The following is a 22,009-nucleotide window of genomic DNA, read 5'->3' as shown; positions in this document are numbered from 1 at the left end:
TTTTAGATTCTCAGGATGCGATGGATTCTTCCTCTCCTGTCTCGGTGTTGTAGCGGATCAACCTTGTCTGTCCATTGATGGGTGAAACCGCCGCTGCATCCACGGTCCACTCCACGGTTTCCTTTGTATGCCTCAGTCGATATTTCAGTCCGCTTGGAGCTGGAACATAACGCAAGACAACAACCTCAGCGGACTGAGCCGAGGATTGCAGTATGGCCGTCTCCCCGGGTGCTATTACCGTGATCCACCCATCTCCAACGGGTGAGTCGGCAGTTGGAGCGACGACATGGGCAGGGCTTAGTGAAGCCGCTTTGGTGGCTAGATCACGAAGTGCGCTCGCCGCGTTGATGTCCCCTTCGTTGTTGGCCAGTAAGATTGCCGTTTCGACGATCTCCCCGAAGTGATCCGCCAGCCGTTCTGTGAGGCGAAGTCCGCCGGCGACATCGTCATAGATGCACAGACCTTTGCAATCGCCGGGTCCCTGCGGGGATACGTTCGAACTGAACCTGCCGAATCCGATGTCTCGTGCATGAATTCCCTCGGTCAGACAGAACGCATCCACTAGGTAGCGTGTTGATGCCTCAGCTATCACTCCGGTGTTCCCGAAACACCAGATCACTCCTGTGGTCTTGAGAAATCGTTGTACTGGCCTTTGAGCCCAAGGCGACCCCATGCCATAAACATGCGGGGTAGACGCGGTGCCCCGGATCTCCGTAAAGCCAGTGACCCGTTCGGCCACCTGCACGTCGCACTCCTGCATGAATCCGTCGGGAGATGTCCAGCGCTTACCACCAGCACTAAAATTTGGGAAGACCGTGATCAGGGAGGTTGGCTTGGTGGTGCCAAATTTCTCTTTGGTGGCACGCAGCACCCGCTCCTTTGGCCTCGTCTCGCGGATCCGGTAGGCGTTGGCTCGGTAGTAGTAAATGGCCCCGGGGTAGGCTTCTCTAACGAGTTGGGCCATACTCAGCGTGCCAAGGTCCATGTCATCCGGGCTGCGCTTCACCTGATAATTCGCTTCCATTCCACCGCGAAGAGGAAACTCATGATGTGGACCGTTCTCTCCACGCTGCTTGAGCGTGTAGAGATCATCAGGGATCACCTGGGTAGGGGTCACTTCGTTGGTTAACATCGGCAAAAAGGTGGCCGGCAGACCTGGAAATAGCTGCCATGTTTCTAGCTTGCCGCCGCCTTCCTGTATCTCTCTCGCTGCGCTCAATGCGTTTGTGTATTGGACGTATCGATTGCCCAGATACAGATAGTTTCTCTCGGCTGGTTTGCCAAGATACCCAGCCAGTCCATCTGCACCTGAACCGATGGTGCCTGTGTCATCAAGCAGCAGACATTCACCTGGCCGGGATCGGCGTCCGGCACGGCCAAATCGTTGCCAGAAGGCTTGGACCGAGGGCGGCGTATTGAGCAGCACCACCAAGTCGATGTCACCGATGTCCACGCCGAGTTCGAGCGCGCTGGTCGATACCACCCCGCGAAGGTGGCCATTGGCTAGGGCTGACTGAATTTCCGAGCGATCTGCTGCCTCATATCCAGCCCGATAGGGCATCAGAATGCCCGGAATCGAAATCTCCGGTTCATCGTCATCATCCTGTCCCGTGACCGGTGAATTGGCCACGTTCGGACTGCGGTGCGCTGCCGCAGTCAGACGCTCGACGACTTTCCTAGAATCAGCAAAAGCAAGAAATCGCCCCTCATACGTGTTCGCCAAAGTGCGCAGCAGCGTCGCTAAACGGTCAAATGATCCCTGTCCTCCGATCCGGCTGAGCACGATCCGCTTCTCAGGAATCTGGGAGCCTTCGTCCTCGCGTTTGTAGATGGTGACTTCGCGACCTGTTATCTCACGGATGAAGGACTCAGGCTCACCGATAGTCGCAGTCGAGACGATGACTTGAAAAGGCGGGGTAAGCACCGAAAGCCGGCGGAACAAGTAGGCCATGTTAGTGCCAAACACGCCATTGTAGGAATGGGCCTCGTCGAGAACCACCAAGCGCAAGCGTCCTAAATTGGCAGCGTTCTCCCCCGAATGATTCATCAACCAAGCATGAATCACATCCGGCGTCATAACCACAACATGGGAGTCCGTTAGGATGGATGCCCGCTGGGCGACCTGCACGCTGCCATCGATCTGGCCAACCCGCACACCTAGGGGAGTGCAGAAGGACTGCCACTTCTCCAGCTGATCTTGAACCAAAGCCCGCGCGGGATAGACGGCGATGGTCAATGCCCTCGAGTCCGACAGAGCCAGATTCGCTGCCGCCGCCATGAAGACCAAGCTCTTCCCCGAAGCTGTCGAGGTGGCTAGACACACATCCTGCCCATTCAGCACCGAGGCGAGGGCATTGGCCTGATGGCTGTAAAGACCATCGGGGAAAGCTTCGCTGAGACGTTGCTTCACACTCTCGTGCAAAAGTGCTGGGACTGGCAGCGTCACTGCTTGTCTTCCAGTAATAGTCACGGCCTGCGCGACGGTGATGCCTAGATCGGAGAGGATGGTATTGAGGTTAGACATAGAGGTATAGACAGAACATGCAGAAGCATTCAAGACTCGTTTACAGCGGACACTCCTAGTAGGTTTTTAAGTCGCTGGCGGAGCCTTTCCTTGCGGCGGTTGAAGAAGGATTCGAAATCCACGAAATCGAGGCTGACGTCAGCGGGTATGTCGTTCTGAGCTAGATAGGCCTTCTGAGCCTCGGAATTGGGAAGGTAGATCGGAAGCCAATCCTTGAATGCCTTGGCCCGCTTGTAGTTGTTTTCACCTTCCTGAAGCAACTGAATGTTGGGGAGCTGATCCTTCCATTGGTGCCAAAGTGCTTCACCTTCACTGCCCAGTTTGAATTCCTTTAAATCTGCGAAACGGGAGCTTGGGTGAATGTGATCTTTCTGAAAGGCGTGCTGATGCACCGCATGATGATGATGCAGAAGTGTCAGAAGAACATAGGTCCTTGAATCTCCAATGTGGATGGTCAGCAGCTTTTCCAAGTCCTCTGGCGTTATTCCCAATCCCTGCCCAGAGGGAAGCTCAAAGACGGATTCAAAGTGGTCGAGCACGAATACGGAGCCTAAAGCCAAATGATCATCAGCGTACTCTTGGACAAGTGCCAGCGTGCGTTCGGGCCGTCTATAAAGCTCACAAACAAGAGATCGGAGCACAAACAATCGAAGGTGATCATCAGAGGCTGGTGTCTTAACTCCCGCTCTCAGAAGGATGGCGAGTGCTATGATTGAATGCTGACGAATTCCGTGATTGCCTGACAGCCCCCATCGAACGGCCATGTTGGCGGCTGCCTGTAGAGTCTCGCAGATCGCCGGCCAACATTCCCGGATCGTATCCACATGAGCGGGCTTGAAGGACTCAATTCGCAGGCGGATCGGGCAGCCGGAGAGCGCCAGACAGGCCAGCATGATGTGGGTGATCTCGAACTGAAATCCGTTTCCCAGGTCATTGATAGAGTCTCTTAACGCCTCAATCCTGGCTCTGCCTTCCTGCCAATGGGCGATGATGGTGGAGAAGATCATCTGCGCATCCGTGACTGTGGTGCCTCCGTTGTTTGCGCGGATGAAAATCTGCAAGGCTTCAGTCAGGTCCCGCTGACGAATTGGGAAATACGTAATGAGCTTTTCGTCACGAATGCGCCGCCGCAATAACTCCAGCGTTGAGATTGCCTTTTCACTCTGATTCTCTGTTAATTTATCTCGGGTGCCAGTCTTGGTGACATAATGCATCCATTGCCGTTCCACCTCTTGCTGACAGGTAGAATGATAAATGGCCGACACAGGGAACCAATAATGCTTCGCATCAAAGCGCACAGGTGAACTCTCCCACTCGGTGAGGAACCGGAATTGGTAATGCTGCTTATCGTCTTCAGCCGGGGCAAAGAAGACATTCAGATGAAATTCACGGCGTGGAAAACTATCCAATCGAGCCCTGAAGTTCCCCTGGCCGCCGATGAAAGCCGAATAACTTCCTTGTAGCGCCACATACATGGAATTGAGACGCTGTTGACCATCTAGCACCCCAGTCAGTCCTGGTGGCAGGGTGCGTGGGGCCGTGCGGTTGGCACGATGGTCCGCGTGTTCGTTGTAGTCGCGGATGAACTCGTAAAAAGCGTAGTCGTTTCGCAGCTCGTCAGCCACTTCCCAGAACAGGAAAGTCCCAATCGGATAACCGCGCATCATTGAGTCAAACAGCTCGCAAATCTGTGCCATGCCCCAGACGAATCGTCTTTGGATGGCGGGCAGGTAAAGCGGGCGCTGTTGCGAGCTGTTTAACCGCCCGATGACCTCATAAATGCTGAGGGACTCAAACTCTGAGGTTTGAACGGTTCCTGGACTCTCGACTGCGGCTAGGTTGGGAGTCACAGCAGGTCCTCCTGTTCACTAGATTTGCTTTTCTTCTTTGCCGTCTTCTTCGCGGCCCTCTTCTTCGGCTCACGCGCCTTCACCTCGCAAAGCTCCTCCAATTCGTGGGCGATGGCTAGGGAGCGATCTGTTTTACATTTTTCCCGGACCTCTCTGGGGCGGATAGTGAGAGCGAGGTGAGCCCAATCGTAGCTGCCCATTTCCAGTTCTTTCCAACAGGTTTCGAGGTCTTTGCGCCACTTAGGCAGGCGGAAGAGTTTCCAGAGAGGGCAGGCGGTGATGAGGACGCCGTCGTTGAGGTTGGGTTTCCATTTGGGTGCCCATAGGCTCAGTTCGACGTGCATCTCCTTCAGCTCGTTGAGGAGGGTTTCGGCGTTCTTCAGTTGTTCGCGTTCCTTGCTGCCGCCTTCGTCGGAGCTGAGCATGGTGCGGAGGCGGTGGATGTCCTGCTCCACATCCTTGATCTTCGGCTCCACGAACTGCTGGAGGCACTTGTAGAGCGTGTCCGGCGTGAGGCGGTGGTAATAGATCCAGAGCGTGTAGCTGCCGGAGGCGGTGGACAGCGGCCAGTAGATGGGCGCTTGCCGGCGGCTCTTGGAATAGCGTTTCAGGTGATCGGCGAAGAAGCCGGCGGGCTTGCGAAAATAGTCGCGTAACGATTTCACGTCGAGGATTTCGCAGGCTTCGTGTTCGATGGCTTCGGCAGTTGGGCCGCCCTCTTGGCTACTCCAGATGATTTCAATGACCTCGCGGACGCGGTGCTCGATGTCCAGCGGATGATTCGGGTCATCCACGAGGATGCCGTCCCACGGGATGCGGACGGGATACGCGGCGGGCACTTCCTCCGGGCAGGCGGGCAAGCCCTGCGCGTTCTGCAACTGGCCGGGCGGACATACCGGCAAAGGCGCAAACGGGTCGGGCAACTCCGGCGCGGCCTGCTCGCCCGTCGCATACCGGATGTCCCAGCGGCCGAAGGCGCTGCCTACGAGCCAAGACACAATACGGGCAGCAACCCCAGCCTCCATGTCCGGCTCTCGGAACAAATGCTCTGCAACAACTTCGGCGACATTCCGCGCATCAATCTCTAAGGCGTGGGCAACCAATTCATAACGCCGATTCGCAGCATATGACTTCATCGTCAATTGACGGCGAGCGCCGTGTTTCGACGTGGCCACTCGGATGAGATCAGATTCCGATAATTTCCACAGGACTTCTACATGGGCGATGTCCTCTGGGAGAATGGTCTTTACGTATGAGCCGGGGTGAGGGCCGACCAAGGCATTGACAGTCCCCCGGTCAGTTTCATCGAAACCAAGCTCATCAAGCACCTTGGCGTCCACTACCGCATGATCGTCGATCATCCGGGACAATCGCGCTGATGCTTCTACGATCTCAACATCAACATGCTGACGGATCAGTCTACCGGCGGCTGCACCACATGAGAAGTATCGCGACGTTTCATCACTTTCGAAAAGCCTCAATCCATCGCTCACAAGACGCAGTGCGTGTTCTCTAATCCCATCCGCACCCGCCCATAACGGAGCCGGAAGCATTTCGAGAACGCCAGACCGATAGTGTGTCCCCATGGCTCCCGGTGAAGACGCATCTCCAGAGCCATACACAGCATCAATAATTAACTTGAACGCTCGCGAGTATGCTCCTGCAATATAGGCGAGGTTTAGATTCGCTGTCCCGCAGAATATACCTAGGCCAACGACGCTGAAAATACACCCTTCCGGAAGCACTCTTGGTGAGAAATCGCTCGACGTGCGTTCAGGCCATGTCACGCCGGCATTGAAATAATACGGTAGGTTTTGTGGTCGCGAGCGAATCTTCCCGTTCTCATCAACAAAGTTCCGAATCTCTGCCCCATTGCTGGCCCAGTTCACAACCAAATGGATGTCATCCCAATAGGGCTGGTATTCTCCTCCCTTGGCGTAATAGGTCCAGGCAGCACCTCTACCAACTCCCTCGGAGGGTATTTCCCATGCGAGCCGCACAAAGCGAAAGTTGTCACTGGGCTGCAATCCGACCACAGCCTTTCCTCCCAAAGCAGTGAGATTAACTCCGCCTGTAACTCGACGAGCTAATGAAAGCGGAAGTTGGTAAGCCAACACGTGACCGGGTAGTGCGTGAAAGCTGTCTAATTGATGGTAGAAAATGCAACCTCCACGGACACGCCCGCCGCCTACGAGCAGTTCAGTCGTGGCTGTTTCCTTGTCGGGGGAGTCAAGAACCCGCACGAAGGTTGATTGAGAGCATTGGGTATTCCCACGGTCGATTACAAACGCCGCCGCCTCTACCTTTGCACCGTCAAGAACTCCGTATCCCAAATCGAGCAAGCAATTCAAACCAGATGTCGCACCTAATAGATAGGCATCACGCCAAGTTTCGAGCATCTCATTTGCGACGAACATCCGGCTGGTTATCGCACCCAAACGGCCATGCTGGTCGAGCCTTGCAGTGAAACAATTAACAAAGGCCATTCCGATATCGCTCTTAGATTCAACATATGAGTCGCCGATGTAGTCGCGTGCATTAATAGGCACTTCTCCGAATGGTGGATTCATTTCTACCACGTCGTAGCGTTTGCGGCAGACATCAATGAAGGCGAAGCCCCGCGCGGCGTCCTCGGCAAAGAGCCGGCGCTGGAAGCCGCCGCCGTTCTCGGCCTGCTCGGCGTAGTCGCGCAGGGCGGCGTAGATGCGTTCCTCGATGCGCTCCCAGAAGTCGGTGGTCAGGTGTAGGGAGTCGGAGGTCAGGGAAGAGACGGCCTGTTCCATTCCGGTCAGTTCGGGAGCGGTGGAGATTTGGTTCAGTTCCGTGGTGGTGAACAGCTCCGGCGGTTTGGTGGCGAGATTCTGCCACGCCTCGCGGGCGTCCTCGATGGCGCTGCGGATTTCCTCCTCGATCTTGAGCAGCGAGCCGGCCTCGCCGGCCAGTTGCATTTTGTCGAAGATGGCCTCCAGCAGCCGCAGGCAGACGGCGCGTTCCGCTGCTGGGAACTCGCGCTCGACGAATTCGCGCAGCAGCGCCTTCTCGCCGGGCATCGGCTCGGCGCAGACGATGTTCGAGCGTTTGATGGCCGGGCGTTGCGCAGGCGCAAGGCCCATGTCTTTCCAGGCCCGCTGCGCCCGCAGCCAGAGGGAGAGGCCGGCGATCTGGGCGCAGCGCGGGTCGATGTCGATGCCGTGGAGGTTGTGCTCGATGATGAGGCGGGGCACGTCTTTCAGGAAGGCGTCCTTGCCGGCATAGGTGGCGTGCAGGGATTTCATCCCCGGCGGCCGGCTCAGGGCGTCCGCGCCGAGCTTTTCCTCCAGCGCCCACGCTTCTTCGTAGATGACCTCGAACAGGTCGAAGGCGTAGAGGCCGAAGTGCATCGAGCCGCACGCGGGATCGAGCATGAGGATGGTGCGCGGGTCCTTGAGCGGGCGGTGGGGGATGAAGAGGGGCGCGCGGAGCAGGTCTTCTTGGGAGAGGTTGTCCTGCTTTGGCTGTTCTGGGGCGGTTTCGCCCGGCTGGAGGAAGATTTCGTTCGGGCGGCGGACGAGGTAGCGGCACTGCCCTATGAGCGTGGTGATGCCCTGCGTCATCTCATACCAGATGCGCCCCAGCGTGTTGTCGGTGAGGAACTCGACCACGTAGCGCGGGGTGAAGAACTGGTTGCGGACGGCCAACTCGCGGCTGTTGCGCGGGGCGGCGGAACCTCCGCGTTTAGGATCCCGCATAAGGGCACGTTCTTCGGTATCGTTATAGTATTGGTAGATCCAGCCAATGGTTTCGTCCTCAGCCCAGATGGCATTAAAAGCCTCGGGAGTGATATCCTCACGGGTCGCAGCGGTGCCAGTGCCGTTGAGTTCGCGCAGCACGGCTTCTAGGGCTTCCTGACGTGGAAAAAGCAGGCCGGCAGGGTCCCAGCGGCTGAAGAGGACGCCGAGATCGATGGCCAGCTCGTCAAACAGCAGGAAGAGGTAGGCACGGTAGGACTCGAAGTTGCCGCCCAAGGCCCCGCCAGCGCTTTGCATGAACAGTTGAAATCCCTCCGAAGCGGTGCCCTGGCGCACGCACTCCAGCACAATCTCCCGCTCCTCTGACATGCGCAAAGCTGCCAGGCGGTTTAGCACGGTGAAGGCTTGTTCGCGGGTGACTCGACCCACCGCTTCCTTCCGCGCCTTGGCTTCCTTTTTGCCCTGAGACACCAGGCCGGCGACGAGGTGATCCAAGCGATCACGCAGGAGCCTGGCCGTCTGCATGTCTTCATCCGACAAATGGCTCAGTGTCTCCAACGGAGCGGCGGTGCCGTCGTCATTGATGCCGAAGATGCTGCGGCGCTGGGCGGCGAATTCGGTGTCCAGCAGATTGCGGCAGGCGCTGACGGTGCGCTGGAGGAGGTTGCGGGTTTTTTGGTCGAAGGCCATGAAGGAATTAGTCGAGGTCAAGGGTGATCTCGGAAGCGGTCTGGGCCTTCAATGAAGCGAGGCCGGAAGTGAGCTCGCCAACGGCCTTCTCCAAAGCTGGCTGATCCGTGGAAGTGTAGTGGCGACGCAGGCGTACCTTGAGAGCGGGTTTGGGCTTGGGCTTTTCACCGGGAGTTTCAGGTTCGGGTGTCGGGGGACGATTCTGCTCCTCCTGCCACTTCCTGTGACGCTCGATGACGGCGCTACGAACCTGGGTGATGGCCGCATCGATTTCCATGCGCCGATTCAGCAACTGGCTGATGCCTGCAATGTCCTGCGACTTTGGAAGCACCAGTCCGTCGAGACGTGACGAGAACTCTGCACGATCTTCTTCAGGCAGGCCAGTCCACTCCTCCATGCTGGTGATGGAATCACGCTGGCTGGCAACGTGGTTTTCAATTTCCTTAACCAGCTCACCAGCGGCAGCCTTCACATGCTGACGCAGGGAGGTGAGACGATTGCGGATGTCCGACGCCGCATGGAAGAAGTCCTCCCGGTTCAGGCATTCCTGAAGCTCATCCCGAATGGAGGAAGTGGACGATGCCAGCTTCTCCAGAGTGCCCACCTTCGGAAGCGAGGCGATGGCATTGGACAAGGACGAGGCTTCCTTGGCATCGTTTCCAAGACCGTCACTCAAGGATGCCCGGACCTCGCGAGCCCACGCAAGGTTATCAACGAGCGTGGATTGCTCGGCCCCGAGTGTGACTGGCGCATCCGATGCGTCGCGGTCGAGGATCTGTGACAACTGCTTGGACAAAGACTGAGCGCGGTCCGCTCCCGGGAGACTGGAGGAAGTCAGCTCCACAGCCAGGGATGCATATTCGTTGCGGAATGACGGGAAGTGCTTTAGCACCGCCTGGCTGATCTTTGGAGCCATTGGCAGCACCTTATCACCCGTCAGATCTAGCAAACGCTTGGCGGCACGATTCAGCGTCTCTTGCGGGATCTGCTTGTCGTTGGTGGCGATGTCGATCTTCGCAAAGGTGTTGTTGTTCTTCAGGGCTTCGATGGCTTTTGGGCCTACAGCCTCCAGCCATTGGCTGCCGACCTTGATTCGAATGGCCTGGGAGATGAGAAGACCCGAAACGATGTAGCGAGTGGTGTCCTTGAACCAGCCGTAAGGAGCACGGTTGAAGTCGTCGATTAACTTTTTGCCATCGACTTCGCCGCGTGTGCGCAGGTAGTCGAGGATGGCAACGAGGGCCGGATGATCGAGACGAACCTTGGTGGCGTTGCCGGCTTTTTCGACAATGCCCAAGGGATCAATGCCTGACGAGATGACAGAGAGATCGGGAGCCAGCAGAAGCTTCTCCGCGATGTTGGTGTCCAGATTCTGGGGGGCGTGCTTGTAGGAGGGAAATACTTCGGCAGCCATCAGGCTTAGCTGTGCATTGCACGCATGACGCAACTCAGTGCCTCGTGTGCTGACGGCGATGTTAGTGCCCCGGAAGATGAAGGAGCCTTTCAGAAAGGCGTTCTGCAAGGCAGTGTCAAGATCACGCTTGAGCTGATCGGCACGGTTCTTTTGAGCGACGATGAACTGCGACACTTCCTTTTCGGCGGCCTCGGTGCGGTGCCGGCGATGGATTTCTTCACATCGATAGATGCGGGTGATGATGTCACCAATCGTGTGCGAATCCTCGCCGAGCAGGTAGAGAACATTACGATTCGACGGAATGCGGGAGTCATTCAGCCGATCCGTGGTGCGGGTGGTGGTCTCAGCGGCGGGTGCCAATTCCAAGTGAATTTCAAGGTCCTCTTTGCTGTGCGTCACCGCGACGGGCATGGTGCCGTGAAGGAGCTTCACCTGCGCCTTGACGTTCTTGGTGTTTTCCAATCGAGCACTTGGCTCTGGACTGAAGATTTGCTCACGCAAGATTTCGTTTAAGATGGTGAGTTGATCATTGGTCGATGGCCTGAGCGTACTCTGTTCCGTGAGGATATGAGACACGGCCTCACTCATGAAGCGCAGTGAGCCGTCGATGATTTCGAGGGGAAGTTCCTTGTCCTCCAGCATGTCCTTGACCGCCTTCTCCACGGCTTCGTGCTCAGGCGTGGCGCTGGCGGAAGCGTGCAGCATTGCAGCGGCATTGTGCGTGCTGATGGGAAAACCTTCGACGAATTGCAGAACGGCAACGGTCTTTGCCACCCGGTGATGCACGGAGCCCTGACCGTAAGCGGTGCCAACTTTGGCCACCGTCTCAACCAAGGGACGATTCGCACGTTCAAGATCTGAACGCAGCGTGTCGAAAAAGATGTCCGCAGTAGCCAACGTGCCCACGGGACGGTCGGCGAGGTGGACGCCGGCCTGCTGGCCTTTGATGTCCACGAGCACGTCCTGAATCACTTTGAGCGTGGAACGGAGGCCAATGCCGCCGGTGGATCTGGCCAGACTGCGCAACAACTCCATGAGGATATTGAAATGCTGCGGCAGGAACGGATAAAGCCGGGCGAAAACATCCGCATCCAGATGTGTCTGAAGATGCTTGGTGTTCTTCAACTGCGTGGCCGAGGTGATCGCGCCAGAGTGCTCGTTGAAGCGTTTTTTGAGGAGCGCTACTGCCTCCGGGGACTTCTTGAGCAGACGGCGATAAGTGATCTCCCGGATGTCGGTGGACTCGATGTCGATGCGCAGAGGATCAGGGAAGCGGTCCTTGAGCTTGAACAACGGCCCTGCCATGGGGAGGGTCTGTTGCGCGGTGGCAATGATCCAGGCCTGTCCACGGCCAATGTTCTTGAGGTTTTCCGCGAAACCCTGGATGTTCAGAATCAGCCGGTCCGTGCCCTCAATGAACTGGCCGACTTCGTCGAGAATGAAGAGAACACGCCGGTTTTTGGTGCGGCGCTCGATGAGATCAAGCATCTGTTTCAGCCGTTCATTCTCGCCATAGATCGAATCGACTTTTACACGAGAGAAGCTGGCCTCGTCCTTCCAAAGCTTGGGGTAGAGTTTACAAGCCACCCGGCTGACAATGGAGTTTGCAGCCAGGAGATCGTCCTGCAACTCCTTCCACTCAAAGCCTTCCTCATTGAGCAACTTAACGAACTTGTCCCTGAGTCCATCGCGCTCAATCATGAGTTCCAGGAGAGCGATCTTTTCGTCCTTCGAGTAGCCTGCCCATTCCAGCACCTTGTGATAGACGAGGCGGGATACGCCCAAGCTGGCAGCATCAGCCGATGCCACGGAAGCGAGGTCGATCATGATGACCGTGGCCGGGAAGTTCTTCGCGAGCGTGCCGAGCTGTGAGCGCAACGCCTGACTAGGAAACTGATTTTGGAGGTAAGTCAGGAAGGGCTCCGAGCCGATGCGCCGGCGTGGATCGAGGGCAAACCCCAAATACTTGGTGAATGAGCTTTTACCCGATCCATAGAAACCTGACACCCACACGCCAACTTCGTGGCTGCCGTCTCCTTTGAAACCGGCATCCAGGCTGATCATGAAACGCTCGTAATGGCGGGCGAGACTGTCGGTGATTTCATACTCACTGATTTCCTGCATGAGCAGGTTTTCCGCATCGGCTGCGTAGTTAATAACGGCAACAATTTGCCGGTCAATCGGGCGGGTCTGGTCGAATAGGTCGCGAATGATTTTCATGCGGAAGGATCAGCCTATGTGGATGGATCGGTAATTGCCGTTTTCCTTATGGATGCCAAGGAATCGAAGACTTTGGGAACCGCCACGAGTGCCTGGGTAGAAAACAACGGTGGGCACGCAAAAGCGTCCTGTGAGCTGCTGCTCAATGCCACTGATGTGGAGGAACGGATGAAGGGCTTCCAAATCTGTGATCAAGAGCAGTCCGTGGGAATCGCTCTTGAGTTCTTCCAGTTCTTTTAGAATTGCGTCTACGACCACGCGCTCTTTTTCGAGCTTGTTGGAAAAGGTCGATTTGAACTGCTGCCTGTCGTTCTCCGAACTGCTCAGACCTGCCTGCCATGCCTTGCGCAACTTGTGCCTACGAAACCATTCATTGAGCATTCGCGTCATCGAAAGGACACGCGGGTGGAATCCGTCGAGTTTCAGTTGCGCTAGAATCTGCGGGAGCGCCTGCTTGGCGTGAAGCATCTCCTCGGCAGGGAAGACGAGATAATATACCGGGTCGAAGCCGGTGTGTTTCATAGAGCTGATGCCACCCTTGAGGTGCTGGCGCAGTTCGTTGAATTTTTCAGTGAGCGATTGCATTGAGGGCGTGAATCATGTCGGGGTATTTCCATTCGATCCGGAGAATCTGGCCGGCATTTTGAACCTGCAGATGGTCTTTTGATGCTTCGCGTTCCAGCAGAGTAATCACGGCCGGGGGCATCAATCCAAAGAGAGCCCAGTCCGTATGCCGGGGGATGTCCCGGTCCTCCACTTGGCGGAAGTGCAGCTCGTAAGCAAGGAACAGGACCGTCTCCCCCAAGATACTGGGCGGCGTGGCGTGCCTACGGCCATAACGGTTTTCTCCAATCATTTGAAAATCTTCCAATGTTCCCAGCAAGTAGCGGGTTACACGCTCCATCATGCTGTCCGCCCAACGAGGCGCGATGTGGCCCAGCAGAACGGCACGTTCCAGAAAGTCTCTCGTGTCGGATTTGGTCACTTCCCCGGTGCCGGAGGTGGCTTTGCGCCAGTACACACTGGTGATGAAATCATGAAGGATGATGTTGTGCCTAGCTGTGTAGATCAAACTGATCTGGCGCAGCACGGAGCGATTGACATCTGATTGGACGAGATGTTTGAGCCATTTGGCTGGTTTCCCATCCTCTACCAGATAGCGTTGGGCGAATCCACGAGTGACCACATCGGTAAGCCGCGTGTCGGTAGCTCGGTCCAGAGCCCCAGTCTCTTTCACCAGAGCCTTCAAATCCACTGCCGTCATGCCAGGCTCCCAGAGCCTCAAAAGCTCAAGCGTCTCAGGGACCATTCCCTGAGCTTTGGAAAGATTGGTATTGTAACGGGAAGGGGTAGACACGCTCATGTGCGCTGGGCTGCAAAATACGGGAAAATTCGGTGACCGAATTTAAACGCTGCGTGGTAGTGACGGGCAAGCTCGATAATGCCACGCTCCGTGCCGGCCTGTGCAAGCGTTCCCACCTGAACCGGGCCCTCTGGGCTGTCGATCTCAGTTTTAGCTATTCTGGCCAATTCGGACATCAATGCGCCAGCATTGAACAAAAAAGGCTTCAGGACCTGCGCGCCTTCGTGGTTTGCAGCACGCTGAACCAATATTTCCAGGTCTGGATCAAAACGGAAGAGATGGGTGACGCCGGTGCGTCCAATGCGCTCGTCATGGAATCGCTTGGCTGCCATGCAAGTAGCTGAATAGGCAGCCGCGAGGGGTGCTCTTGAGAAATTGTAAGCGAGTGAATCCAGTCCCGCTTCGGAGAGGAAACTGCAGTCCCACCAGGTTCCATGGCCTTTTTGGCCAAGAAACCCAACCGCAAATCGGAGGAAGACGAGGTGGTGAATGGCTTGGTGTGTCATGCTCAAATGGCTTTAGCTGTGTCGAACGCCTGCACCTCTCATTGCAGGGTTTGCAAGTCAAGGTGGGATAAGCTCACCCTCTAGATTGATGAGGAAGAATATTATATACCCGCCACCTTCTGGCATGTGTTTGTAGGATTCAGCCCGGCAGAGAACAGCTTTCTCCTGAGGTCCAGGAGAGCCCCGCCACCGAACGTCGATGCGCAACAGCTTTCCGGGGTCCAAAAGGACCCCGCATCACCCTCTGGCCGCAGGTAAACCGCTTGGAGGAACTCGCTTCAGCGCCGTCTTACCTCGCAGACACCTCGCGCCTTGCTGGCTGAGTCCGTTTGCGAGCAGGCTCGGCCTGTGCGGAATCGTTCTGGAAAGGCAGAATGTTTTTGCCGGCGGGGAGCATCATTGATCCGAGTCCCACCGTCACCCTTTTCTTTTGCGCTGCGTAGTGCTGTGCAGTGATGGCCACATCCGCATGTCGTAGGAAGCGAGAGGCGGCGAAGATGCCTTCTTTCTCGGCGATCAGGGAACCTGCCTCTTTCCTGAGGGTATGCAGCGGTGTCCGGGCTTTGACACCATTGGCGCGTAGCCAAGTGGTCAGCCGCGTAAAAGTGGCGTTGGCGCGATATTTGGCCCAATTGAGCTTGTCCGTTGAGTCCTTTTTTAAGGGCGGTGGAGTTTTGAACTTTCGTTTGGGGACATCTGCCGCCAGGACATAGATGGCGTCGGGTTCCCTCGCTCTTAATCCTCGAAGGATGGCAGTGACTTCGGCATCCAGGGGCACATCGTCGAGGCTAGTTTCTGCTTTTGGGGCGAAATCCGACTGCGATTCAACGCGAATGACACCAGTGTCAAAATCCACGGAGGTCCAGCGTATCTTGTCAGCTTCGTTTCTCCTCAGGCCGCCGAACATGCCCAGGAGGAAAGCTTTGAATGCTTCTGGGTCGTTTACCGCCAACTCGTCACGGGCGGAAGTGAGCAGCTTATCCACGTCCATCGTCGATACATAGCGCATGGACTGGCGTGGGAAGAGATCAACCCCGTCAAAGGGAAGCGGGGAGGGTAAAATCACCCGGTTTGTCACCAATCGCAGCAAGCGTTTGGCGAAAAGGCCTTTGCCCATTCGGATCAGCGAGTTGGCGCTGTTTTTCGATGCACGGGCTTGAGTTTCATCCTTTTTTGCACGGCTCCTCACATAGCGCAGCTTCCAGGCCTCAATCTTGTCAGGGGTGAGGTTGGCCAAAGGCACCGCATCCACAGCCGCCAGCCATGAGGCTCTCCCGTCTCCAGTGCGGGCGAAACGCCCAGCATTGGCCTCAATGCCCTCGACATCGGCTACGATGCGCCTGAAGGTCGCTTGATAGCTCCGTAGGGTGACAGGACGCACATTCGCCAGTTCAGCGACAGCGGTCAGCAGTTCCCCAACCGTGGAGCCTTTGACCGGTTTGACGGTGCCTGGCTTGTATTTGGCAATGGTGGCTTCCCAGCCGCTTGCACGAAGGTGCTGGTAGATCGCCACGGCCTTCTTGGCGGCAGCGTCTTTGTTGGGCGTTTCCAGAGGGAACCGGCTGCGCTGCCCGTGGTAGGCAATCTGGATGCTATAATCAGACGAATCCTCTTTGCGCACGCGAGACTGCCAATAGCGAACATCACCTTTGGCAAATCCACCGTGCGTTTTCCGTGCACTTTTTTTGCTCACTCTTGATCTTTTCTGATCACTTCCGATAGTGTCAGAAAGCTCTGCGTCCCCTTTGTTTGCTTGGCTAGAAGTGATCACAAAGGATCATAAGCGATCAGGAGCTAAAATTCAATTAATGAATTTGTAATCATCAGGTCGTCGGTTCAAATCCGACTCTCGGCTCCAGCTTTAGTTTTGATGGATTGAGTGAGTCAGCCAAACAGGCTGACAATGGGAATCTTCCGGCAAGAAAGAAAAAGTTGTCCGGTTTAGATGGCTGGTGCGGTATATCCATCCCTGCCTGTTTTTCCAACCATGAAGCTTCTCTTACTCACCCTTGCCCTTTTTAGCTCTTCCGTGCTCGGTGCGGACTGGCTGCATCTGCCGGCCAAACCTGGAACTGCCAATGGCAAAAAGATCGTCCTGGTGGCCGGGGATGAGGAATACCGCACGGAGGAGACCTGCCCGATGCTGGCCAAGATCCTCAGCCAGAAGCACGGCTTCGAGTGCACCGTCCTGTTTTCCATCAATCCGGACGGCGGCTACATTGATCCCAATTTTCAGAAGAACATTCCTGGCACGGCTTCCCTGGCCTCGGCGGACCTGCTCATCATTGGCTCGCGCTTCCGCCAGCTTCCGGATGACCAGCTTGTTCATTTCGCGAATTACCTGAATTCGGGCAAGCCGGTCATCGGCTTCCGCACGGCCACCCATGCCTTCACGGGTGCGGCGGCGACGGGGGATTTTAAATGGGCCGAGTTCGGCCTGAAGATCCTGGGTGAAAAATGGGTGAACCATCATGGCAAGCACAAGGTGGAAGGCACTCGCAGCCAGGTTGTCGAGGCAAACAAAACCCATGAGGTGCTCAATGGCGTGGGCGAAATCTTTGCCACCACGGATGTCTATGGCATCGCCAATCTGGATGAAAAGGTCGCCAAGGTGCTGCTGCGTGGCGCGGTCACCGAATCGCTGGACCCGGCTTCCAAGGCCGTCACCGGAGTGAAAAACAGCCCCATGATGCCGCTGGCCTGGCTGTATGAATACACCGCGCCGGATGGCAAGACGAAGGGCAAATCCTTCTGCACCACCCTGGGTGCCTCCGTGGACTTTGCCGATGAAGACCTGCGCCGTCTGGTGGTGAATGCGGCTTACCATCTGGTGGGCAGCAAGGTGCCGGAGAAGGCGGATGCGGGTTATGTGGATCCTTTTCAGCCGACTTTTTATGGCAACAACGGTGGCGAACATTATAAAAAACTGAACCGTAAACCAAGCGACTACGGTCTGGGCAAAAGCCCGTCCACCGGCCTGGCACCGGCCCTGAAAAAGCCAGGCAACGCCAAAAAAGACCGGCCCAAAAACAATGCCGCCAAAAAGGCCGAGGCGAAGAAAACTGCCGCCAAGACCCCGCCGGTGGATGCCCAGGGCGAGCGCATCCGCCCGGACAACAGCGGCGACGGCGGGCCCCACCAGCCGAAGATTGAGCCGCCTACGGCCACTGCCAAGCGCGCCCAGAATGTGACCCCGCCTGTGGATGGCGAGCGCATCGTGCTCATTGGCAACGGCCTCGCCGAGCGGGATGTGTATTACAGCCGCATCGAGACGGAACTGCACCTGCGCTATCCCGACCAGAACCTGTTCTTCCGCAACATGGGCCATGTGGGTGATACACCCGGCTTCCGCCCGCATCCGTCACGTGTCTCCCAGTGGGCCTTCCCAGGCGCGGAGAAGTTTCATCCCGACAAGCAGATCCATCGTGGCAAGGGCTTCTACGCCACACCGGACCAGTGGCTCACGCACTTGCAGGCGGATACCATCGTGGCCTTTTTTGGGTATAACGAATCCTTTGATGGCCCCAGCAAAGTCGGCAACTTCGAAGCGGAACTGGATGCCTGGGTGCAGCACACGCTGAGCAAGGCGTACAACGGCAAGGCCGCTCCACGGGTGGTGCTCGTCTCCCCCATCGCCTATGAGGACCTGTCCGCCAGCCGCGACCTGCCCAATGGCCAAAAGGAGAATGCCAATCTGATCCTGTATTCGGCAGCGGTGGAAACGGTGGCCAAAAAACACGGTCTGACTTTCATTGACCTGTTCTCCCCGACCAAGGCGCTCTATGCCAAGACGGAGCAGCCGCTGACCACCGGCGGCTTTATCCCCAATGACGAAGGTTATACCCAGATCGCCGACCTCCTGGCGACGGGCCTATACGGCCATCAATCCCGCGTTTCCAAGGCGGATCCCGCGCTGGTGCATCAGGCAGTGAAGGACAAGGACTGGTTCTGGAACAACGATTACAACATCGTCAACGGCGTGCATGCCCACGGCCAGCGGTATAACCCCTTCGGCCCGCAGAACTACCCGGACGAAATCAAGAAAACGCGCGAAATGGCCGCGCTGCGCGACAACCTCATCCATGAGGTGGCCGCCGCCAAAAAGACCGATCTGGCCGTGGACGACAGCAAGACCCACAAGCTGCCGGACGTGCCCACCAACTACCAGCCGAGCGTGAAGAACGGCAGTACCGAATACCTTTATGGTGACGATGCGGTGAAATCCCTGACGGTGCCGGAAGGGTATAAAGTGGAGCTGTTTGCCAGTGAGAAGGAGTTCCCGAATCTGGCCAACCCGATGCAGCTTTCTTTTGATGACAAAGGCCGTCTTTGGGTGGCCACGATGCCCACTTATCCCCATTACAAACCGGGCGATGCGCTGCCGGATGACAAGCTGCTCATTTATGAGGACACCGATGGCGATGGCAAGGCGGATAAGGAAACCGTCTTCGCCGACAAGCTGCATCTGCCCATCGGCTTCGAGTTCGCCCCGGAAGGCGTGTATGTTTCCCAGGAACCGAATCTGGTCTTGCTTCGCGACACCAATGGCGATGACAAGGCCGACAGCATGGAGATCATCCTTGGCGGATTCGATACCCACGATACGCACCACGCCATCAGCGCCTACACGGCGGATCCCAGTGGTGCCTTCATCATGTGCGAGGGTGTCTTCCTGCATTCCAACATCGAGACACCTCATGGCCCAGTGCGCTGTGTGGACGGTGGTTTCTTCCGCTACAGCCCGCAGCGCGGTCTGCTGGAGCGCACCGCCCAGCTCGCCATCCCGAATCCCTGGGGCGCGGTCTTTGACCAGTGGGGCCAGGATTTCTTCCTGCACACCTCCGGCACCAGCATGAACTGGATGCTGCCCGTCTCGGTCAAGCCCGCCTTTGGCAGCAAAACACCCTCCACGCCGGATCTCATTCCGACGGAGCACAAAGTGCGCCCCACCTCTGGTCTGGAGATCGTTTCCTCCCGCCACTTCCCGGATGAAGTCCAGGGCGATATCATCCTCGCCAATGCCATTGGTTACCTCGGCATCAAGCAGCACCAGATTGTGGATGACGGCACCGGCTGGAAGACCACCTACCGCCAGGACCTGCTGAAGAGCAGCGACGGTAACTTCCGCCCGGTGGACCTGGAGTTTGCCCCGGACGGCTCCCTCTACGTCATTGACTGGCATAACGTACTGGTCGGCCACATGCAGCACAATGCGCGAGATCCCCTGCGCGACCACGTGCATGGCCGCGTCTATCGCATCACCTACCCAGGCCGCCCGCTCGTCAAACCCGCTCAGATCGAAGGCGCACCGCTCGCCACGCTGCTGGACAATTTAAAGGAACCAGAACTGCGCACCCGCTACCGCAGCCGCCGCGAGATCCGCAGCCATCCGGTCAGCGAGGTGCTGCCCGCCGTGAAGGCCTGGGTGGCAGCGCTGGACAAGAATGACGCCCGTTATGAGCACCACGTCCTGGAAGCCCTCTGGACCACCTGGGGCATGAATGAAACGGATGAAGCGCTGCTGCGCCAGATGCTGGAGGCCAAGGATTTCCACGCCCGCGCAGCCGCCGTCCGCGTGCTGCGTTATAACCACCACCGCATCGCCGATCACGCCGCTTTGCTGGAAAAAGCCGCCGCGGATGAGCATGGCCGCGTGCGCCTGGAGGCCATCGTTGCCGCCTCCTGGATCCCGGATGTGGCCGCCGCCAAAAAGATCGTCGCCATTGCCGCCGCCAAACCTCTGGATGTGTGGAGCGAAAACGCCGCCAAAACCGCCGCCGACCGCCTGGCCGGCGTGGTGGAAGTGGAGAAGCCCGAGTTTGCTGCCGCGCCGGTCCCCGCTCATTTGAAAGGTGCCGCCAGGAAGCAGTTCGTCGCAGGGGAGAAGATCTACCACCGCGAAGGCCACTGCGTGACCTGCCATCAGGCCAACGGCAAAGGCCTGGACCCCGCCTTCCCTTCCGTGGAAAACAGCCCGTGGGTGCAGGGCGATCCCGACCGCCTCATCAAGCTGGCCATGTATGGCCTCATGGGCCCACTGGAGGTCAACGGCAAGAAGTATGACGGCCAGGTCCCCATGACTCCCTTCGCCGGCATGCTGAAGGACGATGAAATGGCCGCCGTGCTCACCTTCGTCCGCAACAGCTTTGGTAACAAAGGCGATGCCATCCAGCCCGCCCAGGTCAAAGCCATCCGCGATGCCAACGCCGGCCGCCTGCAGTTTTACACCACCGAGGAACTGCTGAAAGAGCACCCGATGAAGAACTGAGGCCGGGCCTCATGAACCGCGGTTTACTCACCGCCTGAAGACCCGGGTCTTCAGGCGGTTTTTTGCCTTTATCAGGATGCGGAAGGTGAAGCCATGAGTCAGACGGTCTAACAAACGATTATCAAAGCTCACCACTCCGCGCCATAAGAGCATCGGCGGACGTGCTGAGGCTGACAGGATTGGCGAAATTCAGCTCCAGTTGCTTGGGCGCTGGCAGGAAGCGCTGGCGGAGCTGGTCGCTTTCCAACAGGGAAATTTTAGGGATGTGATCGGCGGCGATGATGAAGGGCAGGACCTTTTTCAGGCTCACGCGCATCCTTTGCAGATCCGCCAGGTGCAGGCGGGTGTAGCGGCGGGCGGCGAGGATGCGGGCCACGTTGGTGACGCCCAGGCCGGGGATGCGCCAGAGCAGCTCCTGCGGGGCGCGGTTGATGTCCACCGGGAACATCTGGCGGTTGCGCAAGGCCCAGGCGAGCTTGGGGTCCAACTCCAGGTCTAACAAAGGATTCTCCGCCGGGAGCAGCTCCTTCACATTGAAGCCGTAAAAGCGCAGCAGCCAGTCGGCCTGGTAAAGGCGGTGCTCGCGGACCAGCGGCGGCGGCTTGATGGGCAGCAGCACGCTGGGCTCAGGAATGGGGCTGAAGCCGCTGTAATAGACACGGCGCAGCCGGTAGTCGCGGTACAGCTCATCGGCGCGGCCCAGGACTACGGCGTCATCGGAGGCATCCGCACCCACCAGCATCTGGGTGCTCTGGCCGGTGGCAAAGGCGGGCGGCCTGGCGCGTGGGGCGGACTTGATCTGGCGGGCCTCTTTTTTGGCGGTGAAGGATTCCTGGATGCGGTTGCGGATGCCGCCCATGGCAGCCTGGGTGCGCTTCAGGTTCTTCTCCGGGGCCAGGGTGTCCAGGCTCTGCTGCGTGGGCAGCTCGATGTTGATGCTGATGCGGTCGGCATACTGCCCGGCTTTTTCGATCAGTTCCGGTGAGGCCTCCGGTATGGTTTTCAAATGGATGTAGCCGCGAAAGTGATGCACCTCCCGGAGCTGCCGGGCCACCTCGATGACCATCTCCATGGTGTAATCCGCGCTGCGGACGATGCCGGAGCTGAGAAAGAGGCCTTCGATGTAGTTCCGCTTGTAGAAATCCAGGGTCAGCTTCACCACCTCCTCCGGCGAGAAGCGGGCGCGGTTGACGTTGCTGCTGCGACGGTTGATGCAGTAGTGGCAGTCATACAGGCAGACATTCGTTAGCAGCACCTTCAGCAGGGACACACAGCGCCCGTCCGGCGTGTAGCTGTGGCAGATGCCCGCCCCGCCTGTGGACCCGACGCCCTGGCTGCCGCGCGAGTCCTTCCGCGCAGCGCCAGAGCTGGCGCAGGAGGCGTCATACTTGGCCGCATCAGCCAGGATTTCGAGTTTGCGGTCAAGGTCCATAAATTCAGACGAAC

Annotated in this window: 10 protein-coding genes; 1 reads left to right on the top strand and 9 read right to left on the bottom strand. The window is 57.6% G+C overall.

Annotation, left to right across the window (positions count from 1 at the left end; translation table 11 throughout):
• Positions 1-10: 10 nt before the first annotated feature.
• The 8 genes from WJU23_RS10865 to WJU23_RS10830 form a co-directional block, all read right to left on the bottom strand.
• Positions 11-2,524: a DEAD/DEAH box helicase gene (locus WJU23_RS10865; RefSeq protein ID WP_346332583.1), complete on the bottom strand. Its 2,514-nt coding sequence runs from the start codon at positions 2,522-2,524 to the stop codon at positions 11-13.
• A 29-nt stretch (positions 2,525-2,553) separates the two neighbouring features.
• Entirely contained in the window at positions 2,554-4,374 is a 1,821-nt protein-coding gene (locus tag WJU23_RS10860) for a DUF262 domain-containing protein (protein ID WP_346332582.1), read from the bottom strand.
• The gene (gene pglX, locus WJU23_RS10855) at positions 4,371-8,792 is read right to left on the bottom strand and encodes a BREX-1 system adenine-specific DNA-methyltransferase PglX (RefSeq protein ID WP_346332581.1); all 4,422 of its coding nucleotides are present in this window, start codon (positions 8,790-8,792) and stop codon (positions 4,371-4,373) included. The genes WJU23_RS10860 and pglX overlap by 4 nt, the downstream gene beginning before the upstream one ends.
• 7 nt (positions 8,793-8,799) lie before the next feature.
• Positions 8,800-12,426 carry a BREX system P-loop protein BrxC gene (gene brxC, locus WJU23_RS10850; RefSeq protein ID WP_346332580.1) on the bottom strand — a complete coding sequence of 1,209 codons (3,627 nt, stop codon included), beginning with the start codon at positions 12,424-12,426 and terminating at the stop codon, positions 8,800-8,802.
• A gap of 9 nt (positions 12,427-12,435) precedes the next feature.
• Positions 12,436-13,011 carry a BREX protein BrxB domain-containing protein gene (locus tag WJU23_RS10845; protein WP_346332579.1) on the bottom strand — a complete coding sequence of 192 codons (576 nt, stop codon included), beginning with the start codon at positions 13,009-13,011 and terminating at the stop codon, positions 12,436-12,438.
• The gene (locus WJU23_RS10840; protein ID WP_346332578.1) at positions 12,995-13,789 is read right to left on the bottom strand and encodes a BrxA family protein; all 795 of its coding nucleotides are present in this window, start codon (positions 13,787-13,789) and stop codon (positions 12,995-12,997) included. Before WJU23_RS10840 ends, WJU23_RS10845 begins: the two co-directional genes overlap by 17 nt.
• A complete protein-coding gene (locus tag WJU23_RS10835; RefSeq protein WP_346332577.1) occupies positions 13,786-14,295 on the bottom strand; it encodes a BrxE family protein in 510 nt (169 codons plus the stop codon). Before WJU23_RS10835 ends, WJU23_RS10840 begins: the two co-directional genes overlap by 4 nt.
• A 289-nt stretch (positions 14,296-14,584) precedes the next feature.
• Positions 14,585-16,066: a tyrosine-type recombinase/integrase gene (locus tag WJU23_RS10830; protein ID WP_346332576.1), complete on the bottom strand. Its 1,482-nt coding sequence runs from the start codon at positions 16,064-16,066 to the stop codon at positions 14,585-14,587.
• 216 nt (positions 16,067-16,282) lie between these two features.
• Here WJU23_RS10830 and WJU23_RS10825 point away from each other — a divergent pair, with 216 nt between their 5' ends.
• Positions 16,283-20,563 carry a PVC-type heme-binding CxxCH protein gene (locus tag WJU23_RS10825; protein ID WP_346332575.1) on the top strand — a complete coding sequence of 1,427 codons (4,281 nt, stop codon included), beginning with the start codon at positions 16,283-16,285 and terminating at the stop codon, positions 20,561-20,563.
• 121 nt (positions 20,564-20,684) lie between these two features.
• Here WJU23_RS10825 and WJU23_RS10820 read toward each other — a convergent pair whose 3' ends face one another.
• A complete protein-coding gene (locus WJU23_RS10820) occupies positions 20,685-21,995 on the bottom strand; it encodes a putative DNA modification/repair radical SAM protein (protein ID WP_346332574.1) in 1,311 nt (436 codons plus the stop codon).
• Positions 21,996-22,009: the final 14 nt, after the last annotated feature.

The sequence above is a fragment of the Prosthecobacter sp. SYSU 5D2 genome (assembly GCF_039655865.1).
Classification (GTDB): domain Bacteria; phylum Verrucomicrobiota; class Verrucomicrobiia; order Verrucomicrobiales; family Verrucomicrobiaceae; genus Prosthecobacter.
Note: the sequence above shows the minus strand (reverse complement) of the source record. Positions and strands in the feature narration are given on the sequence as shown.

Coding starts and splice junctions, on each gene's coding strand:
- WJU23_RS10865 (WP_346332583.1), bottom strand. CDS start 2,524: ATGTCTAACCTCAATACCATCCTCTCCGATCTAGGCATCACCGTCGCG.
- pglX (WP_346332581.1), bottom strand. CDS start 8,792: ATGGCCTTCGACCAAAAAACCCGCAACCTCCTCCAGCGCACCGTCAGC.
- brxC (WP_346332580.1), bottom strand. CDS start 12,426: ATGAAAATCATTCGCGACCTATTCGACCAGACCCGCCCGATTGACCGG.
- WJU23_RS10845 (WP_346332579.1), bottom strand. CDS start 13,011: ATGCAATCGCTCACTGAAAAATTCAACGAACTGCGCCAGCACCTCAAG.
- WJU23_RS10840 (WP_346332578.1), bottom strand. CDS start 13,789: ATGAGCGTGTCTACCCCTTCCCGTTACAATACCAATCTTTCCAAAGCT.
- WJU23_RS10835 (WP_346332577.1), bottom strand. CDS start 14,295: ATGACACACCAAGCCATTCACCACCTCGTCTTCCTCCGATTTGCGGTT.
- WJU23_RS10825 (WP_346332575.1), top strand. CDS start 16,283: ATGAAGCTTCTCTTACTCACCCTTGCCCTTTTTAGCTCTTCCGTGCTC.
- WJU23_RS10820 (WP_346332574.1), bottom strand. CDS start 21,995: ATGGACCTTGACCGCAAACTCGAAATCCTGGCTGATGCGGCCAAGTAT.